General features: G+C 71.9%; 10 protein-coding genes. 8 read left to right on the top strand and 2 right to left on the bottom strand.

What is annotated here, in order from left to right:
- Positions 1 to 31 precede the first annotated feature (31 nt).
- On the top strand, positions 32 to 3,139 hold the full coding sequence (locus tag WME89_RS04155) for a TonB-dependent receptor (RefSeq protein WP_438007962.1): 3,108 nt from the start codon (positions 32 to 34) through the stop codon (positions 3,137 to 3,139).
- A 27-nt stretch (positions 3,140 to 3,166) separates the two neighbouring features.
- The gene (locus WME89_RS04150; protein WP_438007961.1) at positions 3,167 to 3,922 is read left to right on the top strand and encodes a hypothetical protein; all 756 of its coding nucleotides are present in this window, start codon (positions 3,167 to 3,169) and stop codon (positions 3,920 to 3,922) included.
- 25 nt (positions 3,923 to 3,947) lie between these two features.
- On the opposite strand, the gene WME89_RS04145 is transcribed toward WME89_RS04150, so the two are convergent.
- Complete coding sequence (locus tag WME89_RS04145; RefSeq protein ID WP_438007960.1) at positions 3,948 to 5,168, bottom strand: acyl-CoA dehydrogenase family protein; 1,221 nt, start codon at positions 5,166 to 5,168, stop codon at positions 3,948 to 3,950.
- A gap of 510 nt (positions 5,169 to 5,678) precedes the next feature.
- Here WME89_RS04145 and WME89_RS04140 point away from each other — a divergent pair.
- From WME89_RS04140 to WME89_RS04125, 4 genes are all read left to right on the top strand, one after another.
- A complete protein-coding gene (locus WME89_RS04140; protein WP_438007959.1) occupies positions 5,679 to 7,355 on the top strand; it encodes a hypothetical protein in 1,677 nt (558 codons plus the stop codon).
- Between the two features lie 73 nt (positions 7,356 to 7,428).
- Positions 7,429 to 8,274 (top strand): PfkB family carbohydrate kinase, encoded by an 846-nt coding sequence (locus WME89_RS04135; protein ID WP_437623676.1) that lies wholly within the window; start codon positions 7,429 to 7,431, stop codon positions 8,272 to 8,274.
- Between the two features lie 140 nt (positions 8,275 to 8,414).
- Complete coding sequence (locus tag WME89_RS04130) at positions 8,415 to 8,747, top strand: hypothetical protein (protein ID WP_438007958.1); 333 nt, start codon at positions 8,415 to 8,417, stop codon at positions 8,745 to 8,747.
- Entirely contained in the window at positions 8,744 to 9,796 is a 1,053-nt protein-coding gene (locus tag WME89_RS04125) for a hypothetical protein (protein ID WP_438007957.1), read from the top strand. The genes WME89_RS04130 and WME89_RS04125 overlap by 4 nt, the downstream gene beginning before the upstream one ends.
- Positions 9,797 to 9,968: 172 nt before the next feature.
- Here WME89_RS04125 and WME89_RS04120 read toward each other — a convergent pair whose 3' ends face one another.
- Complete coding sequence (locus WME89_RS04120; RefSeq protein WP_438007956.1) at positions 9,969 to 10,490, bottom strand: DUF2505 family protein; 522 nt, start codon at positions 10,488 to 10,490, stop codon at positions 9,969 to 9,971.
- Between the two features lie 606 nt (positions 10,491 to 11,096).
- Between WME89_RS04120 and WME89_RS04115 the strand changes: the two genes are divergently transcribed.
- Both WME89_RS04115 and WME89_RS04110 read left to right on the top strand, forming a co-directional pair.
- On the top strand, positions 11,097 to 12,161 hold the full coding sequence (locus WME89_RS04115) for a retropepsin-like aspartic protease (RefSeq protein WP_438007955.1): 1,065 nt from the start codon (positions 11,097 to 11,099) through the stop codon (positions 12,159 to 12,161).
- A 229-nt stretch (positions 12,162 to 12,390) separates the two neighbouring features.
- Positions 12,391 to 13,848 (top strand): cyclic nucleotide-binding domain-containing protein, encoded by a 1,458-nt coding sequence (locus tag WME89_RS04110; protein WP_438007954.1) that lies wholly within the window; start codon positions 12,391 to 12,393, stop codon positions 13,846 to 13,848.
- Positions 13,849 to 13,850: the final 2 nt, after the last annotated feature.

The raw sequence follows: 13,850 nt of genomic DNA, 5'->3' as shown, positions 1-13,850 counted from the left end.
ACGCCTTTCTTCGAGGAGCCCCGTCATTTCCATGCACATGATGCGCGGCCGCTGGGCCGCTTCGCTGCTCGCGCTCTCCAGCGCGCTCGTGTCCACCTCGGCGCTCGCGGCCGGCTCCGCCGTCCTCACGGGGACGGTCATCGACGCGGCGACGAACAGGCCGGCTCCGGACGTCGTGGTCACCGTCACGTCCCCCGCCCTCCAGGGGGAGCAGATCGTGGTGACCGATGGCGCCGGCCAATACCGTATCCCGAACCTCCCGCCAGGGACCTACACGCTGCGGCTCGACAAGGAGGCCTACAGGCCTTACAGTCGCGGCGGCGTCGAGCTGCGGCTCGACAGCACGATCCGGGTGAACAGCCAGCTCCTCCCGGAGGCGATCCAGGCCAAGGAGATCGTCGTCATCGGCGCCCCCCCGACGGTCGATGTCGGCTCGAGCGCGACAGGCGTCAACGTGAGCTCCGACTTCGTGAGCCGCATCCCGCTCAGCCCCCCGAGCACGAAGGGCGCGGCCACCCGGTCGTTCGAGTCCCTCGCCGAGGTCGCGCCGGGCGCCGTCGCCGACAGGTACGGCGTCTCGATCAGCGGGACGAGCTCGCCGGAGAACCAGTTCGTCATCGACGGCGTGTCGGTGAACAACCCGGGGTTCGGCATCCTCGGGACGCCGCTCTCGGTCGAGTTCGTCGACGAGGTGAACGTGATCACCGGCGGCTACATGCCGGAGTACGGCCGCTCGACCGGCGGCTACTACAACGTCGCCACCAAGTCCGGCTCCAACGAGTTCCACGGCTCGGTCTTCCTCAGCGTCACGCCCGGCATCTTCGAGGGGCCGCGGACCACCGTGGCCCAGCGCGAGAGCGCGGTCACCACCGACGTCCGGCTGTCCTCGCTGCGCGACTTCGGCGTCGAGATCGGCGGCCCGATCCTGAAGGACAGGCTGTGGTTCTACGCCGGCCTCTCGCCCTCGTTCGCGACCTACCGCCTGGAGCGCAACCTCAACATCTTCGCGCCCGCGGGCGACCAGGCCGCCGCGCCGAGCCGCCTGCCTGGCTCGACGGACGTCTACTACGCCACGCAGCAGAGCATCCAGTACCTCGGCAAGCTGACGCTGCTCCTCGATCCGGACAACACCGTCGCGCTCTCCGTCTACGGCACGCCGACCATGTCGGGCGGAGACGGCACCTTCGGGTTCAACCCGCGCGACGGCAGGATCGAGATCGACAATCCGTACAACGGCGGCATCATCAACGGCGGCTACGAGGCGATCGCGCACAGGTACGTCACCACCGCGACCGACGCCTCGCTCAAGTGGTCGTCTGCGTTCAAGAACAAGAGCCACCTGCTCGACGTGACGCTCGGCATCCACCACGAGCTCAACGCCGTCCGCGGCTCGGATGGCGAGAAGATCGGGAGCGGAAAGGGGCTGTCGGAGGTCGTCCAGGTGCTCTGGCAGCAGCCGCGCTCCATCGGCGAGTTCGAGCCGGGCGACGCGACGGGGCGGTGCGCGAAGGCGAGCCCCGACGACCCCGAGCCGTGCCCGGTGCCCGGCTATTACTACACGGGGGGCCCTGGCGTGCTGAGCGAGTCCGTCTTCGACCGCTACCAGGCCAAGGCCATGCTGACGAGCCTCTTCTCGGCCCTCGGCCACCACGTCGTCAAGGGCGGCGTCGACCTCGAGGTGATGCGCTATCACAGCGAGCGCGGGGAGTCGGGCGGCAAGATCCTGACCGAGTTCCCCGACGGCTCGGTGGTCTACGATTACCGCCGCCACGGGTTCCTGAACGGCCCCGACGACCCGGTCCTCCTCACGAACTACGAGGCGGACTCGACGTCGCTGACGGTCGGCGGCTTCGTGCAGGACAGCTGGAGCATCGTCGACCGCGTCACCCTGAACGTCGGCGTCCGCTACGACGCGCAGCTGCTCTATGGCTACGACGGCGCGCTCGGCATGAGCCTGCCGAACCAGTGGTCGCCGCGGGCCGGCGTCATCTACGACATCACGCAGTCCGGCAGGTCCAAGCTGTACGCGAACTACGGACGCTATTACGAGAGCGTGCCGCTCAACATCGCCGATCGCCTGCTCCCCGGCGAGCGCATGCTCTACTCGTTCCGCGACGCGGCCACGTGCGACCCCAGGCAGCCCGAGGAGATCCGGGGCTCGTGCGAGGACGACGAGACGCGGCTCCCGGTCGACGGCCCCCACGCGCCGAACCAGAAGTGGGCGCTCATCGGGAGCGACAAGACGCCTGTCGATCCGGACCTCGAGCCGCAGTCGTCCGACGAGATCGTCCTCGGCGGCGAGTACGAGATCGCGCCGAAGGTGCGGGTCGGCGCCGAGTACACGAAGCGCTGGCAGAACCGGATCATCGAGGACCTGAGCCGCGACGAGGCGAAGTCCTACTTCATCGCCAACCCCGGCTACGGCGCGGCGAGGGACTTCCCGAAGGCGACGCGCGACTACGACGCGTTCACCCTGTACGCAGAGAAGGTGTTCTCCAGCGGCTGGCTCGCGCAGGTGAGCTACCGGCTCTCGTACCTCCGCGGCAACTGGTCCGGGCTGTTCAAGCCGGAGACCACGCAGATCGATCCGAACATGAACACGGATTTCGACCTGCAATCGCTGCTCCCGAACCGGGAGGGCTCCTTGCCGGGGGATCACCGGCACCAGATCAAGCTGTATGGCGCGAAGGACTTCGTCCTCAAGAACGGGCTCATCGTGAACCTGGGCGGCGCCTACCGCGCCCGCTCCGGCGCGCCGACATCGTACCTCGGGGCCCACCTCCTCTACGGCCCTGACGAGGTCTTCATCCTGCCGCGCGGGAGCGGCGACGGCCTGCCCTGGGTCCACGACGTCGACCTCCACGTCGGCGTCGGCATGCAGATCGCGAAGGAAAGCGCGCTGCTCGTCGCGGTCGACTCGTTCAACGTGTTCAACTTCCAGGCCGTGACGGCGGTCGACGAGCGGTACACGGCGGCGCAGGTGATGCCCATCGACGGGGGGACGAGGGCCAGCCTCGCCGGGCTGCGGAACGCCGACGGCAGCGCGTTCAACTCGGCGGACAAGAACCCGAACTTCGGCAATCCGGTGGCGTACCAGGCGCCGCGCACGTTCCGGATCAGCGCCAAGGTGACCTTCTAGAGCTGCGCCGCGCGCGGCAGAGACTCCATGAAACGAACCCACGGAACACAAGCCGGTCTGATGGTCGTCCTCGCGTCGCTGGTCGCCTCCTGCGAGCAGCCGAGGATCAACTGCACGACCGGGCACGGCGGCTTCGCCGCGACCTACACGCTGAAGCCCGGCTCGAAGCAGGGCGAAGGCGACTGCGACACGCTGCGGGGGGACGTCATCGGGCTCGAGAAGTACAACCCCTCCCAGGCGGACGACCGGGAAGAGCAGGATCTCTCGAGGGCGCTGCTCGCCATCCGCACGACCGAGCTCGGCGCGCTCGCCGGCGAGGCCGAGGGCGCGGGCGTCCCGATCGACGGCGGCGCGGTCCTCTCGATGGGCGAGTTCGCCTCGGTGGAGCCGGACGACGACGACGTGTGCTCTGTCGCGTCGCTCAGCCCCGCGGAGCTGGATCTCCCGGCGTTCGGCGAGCGCCCCGCGACGCGGATCCGCTACGAGTGGAGCAACGTCCGCGTCTACGTCACGGCGGCCTTCCCCGGGACGCAGATGACGGCGGATCTGACCTACACGAGGGGCGACTGCACCGCGTCCTACAGCGTCGTGGGCCTGTGGCCGTCGGTCCCGTGCGCCGGCCAGGACGGGGCGACCGATCCGAGCCTCTGCGATCCGCAGGCGGACGTCGCGGCCGGCCGGCTCGTCGGGTCCGGGATCAACCCCGATCTGGAAGAGCGCGTCACCTGCGATCCCGAGCTGGCCCTCTGCGTGCTCAAGGAGCCACCGGAAGCGCTGCGGTGACCGCCGCTCCGCGCTGTCCCCGGCGCTACGCCAGAGGATCCCTGGGGTTCAGCGGCAACCCGAGCTCCATCCGCCCGAAGTTCTCGGCCGCCGCGTCGAAGTTGATCCCCGCGTGCGCCGCCATGGCGTGCACATCGCGCCAGTCGCGCTGGATCGGGTTCGACTCGTAGTTGGCGCCGCCGCCGCTCGCGTTGTAGATCCGCTCCACCGCGCGCACGCACAGCACCGCGCTGTAGGCGTAATCCCTGCGGATGCGAACGCGCTGCTCCATCGAGAGCGGCCCCCCGGGGCGGAGCGTGTCGAGCGACCGCCGCAGCATGAGCTCCGCCGCGTCGATCTCGGCCGAGATCTCGGCGAGCCGGATCTGCTGGTGCGACAGCGACGCCACCTGCTCGCGGCTGTACATGGTGCAGCGGTCCCGGGTCGCCGCGCGCCACCGCTGATAGGCACCCTGGGAGGCCCCCACGATCGTCGCGACCAGCGACGGCGCGAGCGCGGCGATGAACGGCAGCCGGTAGATGGGGTTTGCGTGGAAGGCGCCGCCCGGCGACTGACCGCCGCTCAGCTCCGCCATCGTCGCGGTCCGGTGCTGCGGGACGAGCCTGTCCTTGACGACGACGTTGTGGCTGCCCGTCCCGCGCTGCCCGGTGACGCGCCACGTGTCCCGGACCTCCCAGTCCTCCCTCGGGATCAGGAACAGGCGCACTTCCGGCGGGCCGCCCGCGGCGCCGGCCTCCGCCGGGACGAGCCCGGCCAGCATCGCCCAGTCGCAGTGCTGGATACCGCTCGCCCACGGCCAGTCGCCCGAGATCCGGTAGCCGCCGTCCACCCGCGCGGCCTGCCCCGCCGGGACATTCACGTTGGCGAGCCGGGCGTCGGGGTTCTTGCGCCAGACGTCCTCCTGCGCCTCCACAGGGAACGTCGCGAGCAGCCACGAGTGGACGTTGAGGAACGAGAAGCACCATCCAGACGAGCCGTCGGCTCGGGCGATCTCGATCGTCGCGTCCGCGAACGCGTCGAACGCGAGCTCGTGGCCGCCAAAGGCGCGTGGCGTCAAGAGGCGCACGAGCCCCGCGTCGACGAACCCCTGGATCGTCGCTTCCGGCATGCGCCGCAGCGCCTCCGCCTCCCCGGCCCGGGCCCGGACGTCATCCGCCATGGCGCGGGCCCGCTCGACGGCCTCCGCGTGGGTCATCGTCGCCGGATGCCGCCGGCTCGCCTGCGTCGTCTCACTCGCTGCGACCATCGTGCTCTCTCCCTCGTGAAACAGGACTTTCAAACCCCTGTCCGGCTGTCAAGCGCTCCTTCGAGGGCGTCCGGAGGCTCTGCGTCGCTTCCCCCTGTCGACCCACGACGGCGCTCATCGCAGCTCCTGAAGCCCTGGCGAAATACGACATTCTCATGACAGCGCCCGCGCGAGGCGCCAGTCCCGCTCGCCGCAGGCACCTCTGTGCGGAAGTATGCAGAAGAGCGCGCGCCGGGCGCCCCGGAGGCCGCCAGCGATGCAAACGCGTGCTCGATGAGGAGGAGGTGAGCCGTAGGGATGGATTCCGTCGCACGCAGCGCGGGTGGAATCCATTGCTGGTTTAACCGATTCAGATCATCGATCGTTATGACTTGACATCTCATCTCCGATGCCGCTTGTATCGTTCATCGTCCGTGAGATGGCCCACGTGACGAAGTCGGGGGAGCAAGGAACGCTGCCGTGGAAGCGCTGTGCGTAACGATGCGGGGGCGGTGCCAGCATTGTCAGGCGATGCTGCCGATCAACCGTGTGGACACGAAGGTCCTTTGCTCCGTGTGCGGTACATTCACCGAGATAACGGGCCGCGTGTGGCAACGCATGCTACGCGAGCCGCTCTACCGCGGTCCGCGCTTGCTGCCGGGCGAGGTGCAGCGCGTGCAGGACATGTCGCTATCGCTCGAGTTCTCTCGAGCGGAGCTCGCGTGTCGCGCGTGCCGGGCCCCCCTCGCCCCGAGCCCGCGCTCGAGCGGGCACGCGCCGCTCTCGTGCGCGAGCTGCGGCGCGCAGCACGCCTGTCGGCGCTGGCCTTCGGCCATCCCGATCGCCGGGCTCGATCTCGGCGCGCTCCTCCTCGGCGAGGACGCCGAGGCGGCGGCCGAGGGCGCCGAGGCGGCGGCCGAGGGCGCCGAGGCGACGGCCGAGGGCGCTGAGCTGGGCGCCGCGCCGCCCGCGTGCGCCCAGTGCAGCGCCGCGCTCGACGAGGGCGCCCTCGTGGCCGGCTGCGAGCGCTGCGGGGCTGCCCCGCACGTCGTCAAGCAGTCCTCGCGGGCGGCGCGCCCCCCTGCCCCGGTGACGTGGCTCATCGCGTCGGAGCGGCTCGCGCCGATCAGCGGGCACTCCGCCGTGGTGCAAGAGGGGCTCTTCGACTGGAGAGAGGCCCCGAGGGTCGCGCCGCTCGACGACGGAGGCTTCGTGTTGCTCGCGCTCGCGAGCGGGGAGCCGACCGCGGCGCGCCGGATCGTGGACGACGTGCACGAGCGGGTCGCGCTGGCGCTCGAGCCGGATCTCCGCGTGCGGTGGCTCCGTCGGGACCGCGTCTCCGGACCGGCGGGCAGGCAGGCGCTCGGGCTCTCGTGCGAGGGCGAGCGCATCGTCCTTTACGCGGGCGAGGGCCACGAGGTGCTCGACGCCGCGACGGGCGCCTCGCTCGAAAAGCACGCGACGAGCAGCGCGATGGTCCCGGCGCTCCACGGGCGTGAGGCCCGCGCGCTCGGCGTCCACGTGCGTATCGACAGGGGGCGAATCGCCGTGGTGCAAGGCGACTCCGCCGCTCTCCCCGGAGCGGTCCTGAGCCGCCGCGGCGTGAAGGCGGTGAGGCGCTTGCCCGGCGGCGGGCTCGGCGTCCTCTCCCGCCATCGCGGGGTGCGGCTCGACGTCGTCGACCCGCGCGGCGCGCTCAGGACCTTCCTTATCAACCCGCGCGACGGCTCGCTCGACGGGCTCGCGTTCTCGGTCAGCGCGCGCGGGCTCGTCGCGGTGCTCTACCACCGCCGCGTCAGGGTGGCCCGGCCCGGCGAGGAGGAGCTCCGCCCCTGCCTCGACGGCTCGGCCGATCGGGTGTGGCGCGACTCCGTGCTCCTGGCCGCCGACGATGGCGTCTGGCTCTTCGAGAGCGGCTCGGGAGCGCGGCGCTACGCGCCCGACGGCGCGCTGCTCTTCGACGCCGAGATCTACCCGCGGCCGAAGCGGCGCGGGCCGGCGCAGCTCGCCAGGGAGCCGGCGCAGAAGCGCGTGGACAGGGCGCGGCGACACCGGCTCGCGCGCCCGAGCAAGGGAGAGCACGAGCTGCCCGAGGCAGCGAGGGGCGAGGTGGCGCGCCAGGCGAAATGGCCGCTGCGCGCGCTCGCATGGCTGCTCGGCCGCAGCACGCTGCTCACCCTCGGGCTCGGGCTCGGGACGGGGGCCTGACCCCCTGATCGGGGCGCCCCCGGGGCCGCCCGGCGGCTCGGCGCTGCGGCGGCGTCCGTGGTATGCGGCGGGCATGGATCTGCTCGCGATCTGCGGCTCGATCACCGCCGATCTCCTCGGCTACGGCCCGCGCTTGCCGCGCCCGGGCGAGTCGGTGCTGGGCCGGCGGTTCCTCGTCGCGCCGGGCGGCAAGGGCGCGAACCAGGCGGTCGCGGCGGCCCGCGCCGGCGCGCGCGTGCGGCTCGCCGGCGCGCGCGGCGACGACGCTCACGGCGAGCTCTGCGCCGCCGCGCTCGCCGCCGACGGCGTCGAGCTCTCCGCCGTGGCGGTCCACCCCGGCGCGACGACGGGCGTGGCCCTGATCTGCGTCGACGGGGCCGGCGAAAACCAGATCCTCGCGATCCCCGGCGCCAACGCGCTCGTCGCGCCGCCCGCGCCGTGCGGGGCCGCGGTCTGGCTCTGCCAGGGCGAGATCCCGACCGAGGCGGTCGCCGGCGTCCTGTCGGCCGCGCGGGCCGACGGCGCGCTGTCGATCTGCAATCCGTCACCTGTCAACGCCATCGATCCTGCGCTCGTCGGGCGGTTCGATCTCGTGGTCGTCAACGAGCTCGAGCACGAGGCGCTGCGCGGTCACCTGCCGGAGCGCGTGGTGCTCACGCGCGGCGCGCGCGGCGCGGTGCTGCTGCCTTCGGGCGAGGAGCTCCCCGCCCTGCCGGCCCGCGCTGTCGACACGACGGGCGCCGGGGACGCCCTCACGGGCGTGCTCGCCGGCGGGCTCGCCTCCGGGATGGCGATCGAGGCCGCGCTCCGGCTCGCGATCGCGGCGGCGGGCATCTCGGTCGAGCGCGAGGGGTGCCAGCCCTCGTATCCGACGCGCGCCGAGGTGGAGCGCCGCCTCCAGCTCTCCACGGCTCCGTGACGGCCTCTCCACCCCGGCGGCGCAGGGGCGACTCGCCCCTTCACGCCCTGTCGCGGCGAGCCTGGATCGCGCGACGCTCTGCCGTCCGGCGCGGCGGTGCGCGGCTTGCGCGGCCGAGCGGCCTCGGAGAGAATCGCGCCATGGGCTATCTGGTCATCGCATGTTACCGCCCGAAGCCTGGCAAGGACGCCGAGCTGCTCGCCGCCGTGCGGGACCACCTCCCGGTCCTCCGGCGCGAGGAGCTGGCCACCGAGCGCGCTCCCATCGTGATGCGCGCGTCCGACGGCACCCTCGTCGAGGTGTTCGAGTGGGTATCGAAGGAGGCCGTGGATCAGGCGCACTCGAACGCGGCGGTCAACGCGCTCTGGGCCCGCTTCGACGCCGTGTCCGAGTATGTCAGGCTCCAGGACCTCCAGGAGGCCAGGGACCTCTTTGCCCATTTCGAGCCGGTCGCGGCTATCCTGGCAGGATGACGAACCTTCGTGGGCCTGCGATAGCAGCGCTCGTCAGCCTCTCGGCCTGCAGCGTCCAGGAGCGCAACTTCGCTGGCGCGGGCGGCGCGGGCGGGTCGGGCGGCGGTGACGGCGCCGGCACGACCGAACATTCCAGCGCGAGCGCCGGCACGAGCGCGACGACCGGCTGCACGCAGGTCGAGGATTGCTTCAACGGCGGTGACGACGACTGCGACGACGCCGTCGACTGCGCGGACCCGGACTGCGCGGAGGGCGCGGTCTGCCTGCCGGCCCCCACGAACTTCGAGCTCGGCGTCGTCGTGGACGCGACCGAGCCGTGCCCCGACGGGTTCACCGCGAAGGAGACGCTCCTCTTCCGCGGCCTCTCCGGCAGCGGCTGCGAGGGATGCGGCTGCACGCCGAACCCCACCGACTGCGCGGCGGATCTCTACCTCTACGCCGACGAGTCGCAGTGCCAGGCCGACGAGGGCGGGACGCGCGGCACGCTCGCGAAGCGGGTCGGGTTCACCTGCGACTCGAGGCCGATCAACAACGGGTTCGTCGACTGGGGCGGCGTGCGCGTGGACCTCTTCGACGTGATCCAGAGCTGCACCGCGACCGGCACGGCGATCCCCGCGCCGGCGACGTGGACCGAGTCCAGGAAGTTCTGCCACGCGAGCGCCGGCGTGGGCTGCGGCGCCGGCGAGGCCTGCGTCCCGAGGCAGGCGCCGGCGGCGCAGTGCGCGCTCGTCTCCGGCAGCGCCACCTGCAGCGGCTACGCGCGGCGCGAGAGCGACTGGTTCCGGGGGTACAACGACACCCGGACGTGCTCGTCGTGCTCGTGCACCGCGAGCGGCGGCGACTGCAACTACGTGCACGTCGAGCTCGGCAACGACTACAGCTGCATCGATCACGCCCGTATACAGCAGGGCGGTCGGTACTGCGAGTACGCCTACTCGCCCCCGGCTCACCTCGTCGGCATGCCGACCAGCTCCACCTGCACCGCGCGCACGAGCCTCAGCGGCTCGCTGGATCCCACGGGGCAGTCGACGCTCTGCTGCGTCGAGTAGCGGCAGGCGCTCGCCGGGCCGCGCGCGGGCTGGTCGCGCTGGTCCTCGCGCGGCGGCGGCGACGCAACCGGGGCGGCGGCCGGCGCTAGCTCTGCCCGCGCGCGGCCGCCGCGAAGCGGCGCAGAAGCCCCGCCATCCCTGGCCGGCCTCCTGGCGGGGGGCACTGGCGTGCTCAGCTCGCCGTCGCCTGGGCCGGGTGCTCCGCCACCCATCGATTGAGGAACGCCGCGCTGTCGTCCCACCCCGCGCGCATCTCCTTCTCCATGATGCCCTCGAGCACCTTGCCGAAGCCGAAGATCTTCGCCTCGATGGTCGCCCGCGCCACGCGCGTCACCTTTCCCGGGCCCGACGGCTCGACCAGCAGCGTGCCCGAGTTGCGCAGCCGGTCCGAGAGCAGGTTCGGCGCCATCGTCCAGCTCCAGGACCGCGCCGCCTTGTCGAAGACGCTGTCCTCGATGTAACGGAAGTTCGGGCCGAGCATCGACTGGATCGGGGCGGGGAGCCCGTGGATACGGGGCTGACCGGTCGCCTTGCGCACCATGGTGCGCTCGTCCTCTCGCTGCTCCAGCACCTCGAACGCGGGGAACTTGAGGACGTCGCGGTACATCCGCTCGTTGACCTCGGCGCTGAAGAAGAGCTCCCAGAAGGTGTCCTCGTCGCAGTGAATCAGGTGCCTGGCCTCGATCTGAATCATGCGTTCGCCTTCTCCTCCTGCGCGAACCTTGCAGCGAGACGCGCCGGCTGACAACCGCGGCTGCGGGCGCGGGGGTCGAATCCGCTCCGTCGCCGCTGGAGCTCGGCCGCCAGGCTCATCCGTGCTGAAGCAGCGCGCGCGGGCGCCGCGCAAGGCCCCCTCGCGCGGCGGCCCGACGCGAGCGCCGCGGGCTCTACCGAGCGACGACGTCCAGGTCGTCGACTCCCCAGCTCTCGTCTCCGAGGGTGATGCGGTTCGGCGGTCTCTTCCGGCGCCTGTGCGTCGGCGCCGCACCCGGCGAGCCCGCAGCGCGCCGTACCGGAGACCGCGAAGAGGACAATCGAGACGTTCTCGAGTCGAGATCTCAAGGAGAGTCCTTTTGCCTGGAGACCCACGCTGACTCGCAAGACTCGCAACGCGCGTGCCCCCCGGATCCCCGCCGCGACATCCGCTGTCCCTGCTTGACCGACGTCGATCGTCGGCCAATGATGGCCTGGTGAAACTTTTTGATGGGGCCACCTCTCCTCGGGGGAGCCGGCAGGGGGACGGCGCGCCGCGACGCGCGCGCCACCGCGCTCCGGGGGACGGCGCGCGCCGGTGAGGCTCGTGCCGCGCGCTCGCAGGCAGCTCCCCGCCGCGCTCTCTGCCGCTGCGGCGGCCGGCGCGCTCGCGGTGGCCGGCTGCGCCGAGCCCGCCGCGGTCCGCGCCGCGCCGGCCTCGCCGCGCAGCGCGGCGCCCGCCGGCGCTGGCGAGGCGTCCTCCAACCCTTCCTCGCCCGCGGGCTCCCCGGCGGCGGGCGCGGGCCCGGCGGCGCCGGCGGCGGGCCCCGAGCGCCGGGCCAGCCTCCAGTACCACCTCAACGACCGCGCGTTCCCCTCGCCGCTCATCGACGCCGTCGTGGCGGGCCAGCCGACCGTGCTGCTCGTCGATACGGGCGCCTCCCACCACGTCCTCGCCCGCTGGCTCGCCGACGAGCTCGCGCTGCCCCTCTCGACCGCCGGCGACGTCGCCGTCGACCACGCGGGCAGGCCCCTCGCGGTCTCCCGCCTCGAGAACGCGATGCTCGCGCTCTCCGGGTGGGGTCGGGTCGAGGTCCCCACGCTGCTCGTCGTCCCCATGCCCGACGTCCTGCAGCGCATCGGCATCGGCGGCGTCGTCGCGCCGCAGGAGCTGGCGAGGCCGGGCCGCGCCGTCGTGCTCGACCTGCGCGAGGGCCGGATGACCGAGGCCCCGCGCGACGAGGCCGCCCGCGCGCTCCGGGCGCGGTTCGGCGAGGCGGCTGTCGTCGAGCTCGGCCGCTGCGGCGGCCCGAACCAGGGCAGCGAGCTCACCGCCGGGGCGAGCGTCGAGGGGATCCCCGTCACGCTGAAGCTCGACTCGGGGGCGTCGCAGAGCTCGCTCTTCGCCGTCTCCCCCGCGGGCAAGCGGCTGTCGCGCCGGGCGACCGGCGACAGGAGCGCCTACGCCGCCTCAGGCAGGCACACCGTTCCCGTTCTTTCGGGCGCTCGCCTCCGGATGGCGGGGTTCGACGCCGCCGCGGATATCGATCTTCTGCCCGGCGAGCGGCGGGCGACCTGTCCGTCGGACGGATTTGCCGGCATGGATGTGCTCCGCACCTGTGTGCTGGTGCTCGCCGAGGACGGCGGCGTCGCGGCCTGCGCCCCGCGGTGACCTGGTGACCGAGCGCGCCGCGGCGAGCCCGGCGCGCGGTGACCGAGCGCGCCGCGGCGAGCCGGGCCCGCGATCGACGCCGAGCCGGCGGGCGGACCGCCATGCCCCAGCGGAGGCGTGATGCGTCGTGATAGAAGGGGCGCACGCGTGGACGTCCCTGTCGTCGCGCCGGGGGGGAGGAACCCGGCTCTCCGCGACGTCGAGGCGCCCACGGTGGTCGGGAGGCATCATGACGACAGGTTTCGAGTTCTTGACCCAGGATGACGAGCGGCTGCTGCTGGAGAAGTCGACCTGCGTCACCTACCGACCAGGCGAGCAGATCCTCGAGGAGGGCTCGCGCAGGCAGGGCATCTTCATCGTGCGCAGCGGGCTGGTCGGGGTCGAGGTCGCCCACCTCGGGCGCGGCGTCGCGCTCCGCCAGCTCGGCCCGGGCGCCATCTTCGGCGAGATGTCGTTCCTCGAGAGCGCCGCCGCGAGCGCCTCCGTCGTCGCCCGCGAGGAGTCCACGCTCGACGTGATCGAGGGCCCGTATGTGCACTCCCTCCTTGCCTCGGTCCCCGGCCTCGCGGCGCGCTTCTACCAGTCGCTCGCGATCATGCTCGCCCAGCGCCTCCGCGAGAACACCGCGATGCTCCCGCCGCTCCTCGTCGAGGACGTGCCGCAGGTCAACCGCTTCCACGCGGCGAGGACGGGCCAGGCCGGCACCAACAACATCCCTCCCAAGCTCATCGACACGGTCGAACAGTTCAAGTTCGAGATGATGATCGCCGACAGGATGGTGAAGGAGGCCAAGCACCCCGAGGCCGAGATCCAGGAGAAGGTGAGCGCCGCGTGCCAGACCATCGTGTCCGCGCTCCGCGATCACATCGAGCGCGAGCGCCACCTCGAGAAGGGCATCGGCGCCTACGTGTTCCGCGAGACCTTCTCGCTCTTCATGCTGAGCCGCACCGTCGACCGCTGCTACACGAAGCCGCGCGGCTACGCGGGCGATTTCTACACCATCGAGATGATGTACAACGACGAGCCCGCCGGCGACGGCCGACTCGGCCGCTTCATCGACCAGTGGGGGCTCTCGCTCGAGGCCTGCCGCGCCGTCAAGAACCGCAGAGGCGTGCTGAGCCGCGCGCTCCTGGAGGCGTGCCGCGCCCACGCGTCTGGCCCGGTCCTCGTGACGAGCCTCGCGAGCGGCCCCGCCCGGGAGCTGTTCGACCTCTTCGCCGACGGCAGCGAGCCGCCCGATATCAAGGCCACGTGCATCGATATCGACAACCAGGCGCTCGCCTACGCCGCCGGAATCGCCGACCAGCTCGGCGTCATGGATCGCTTCAGCTTCGCCCAGGACAACGTGGTGCGGCTCGCCCACGGCCGCGGCAGGACGGTGCTCAAGCCCCAGCACATGATCTACAGCATCGGGCTCACGGACTATCTCCGGGACGACCTCGTCGTGAGCCTGCTCAACTGCATGTATGACAAGCTCCTCCCCGGGGGCATCGCGCTGGTGGGCAATTTCGGGGTGAACAACCCGAGCAAGGCCTTCATGGACCACGTCCTCGAGTGGGAGTTGATCCACCGCAGCGCCGAGGATCTCAAGACGCTGTTCGCCCGGTCCAAGTTCGGGAACACCCCCGTGGAGGTGCGCGCCGAGGAGGCCCAGGTGAACCTGTTCGCCTTCTGCACCAGGTCGTGACG

Source organism: Sorangium sp. So ce321 (assembly GCF_051530195.1).
Lineage (GTDB): Bacteria > Myxococcota_A > Polyangia > Polyangiales > Polyangiaceae > Sorangium.
The sequence above is the reverse complement of the archived record's forward strand: the minus strand, read 5'-3'. Positions and strand labels throughout refer to the sequence as shown.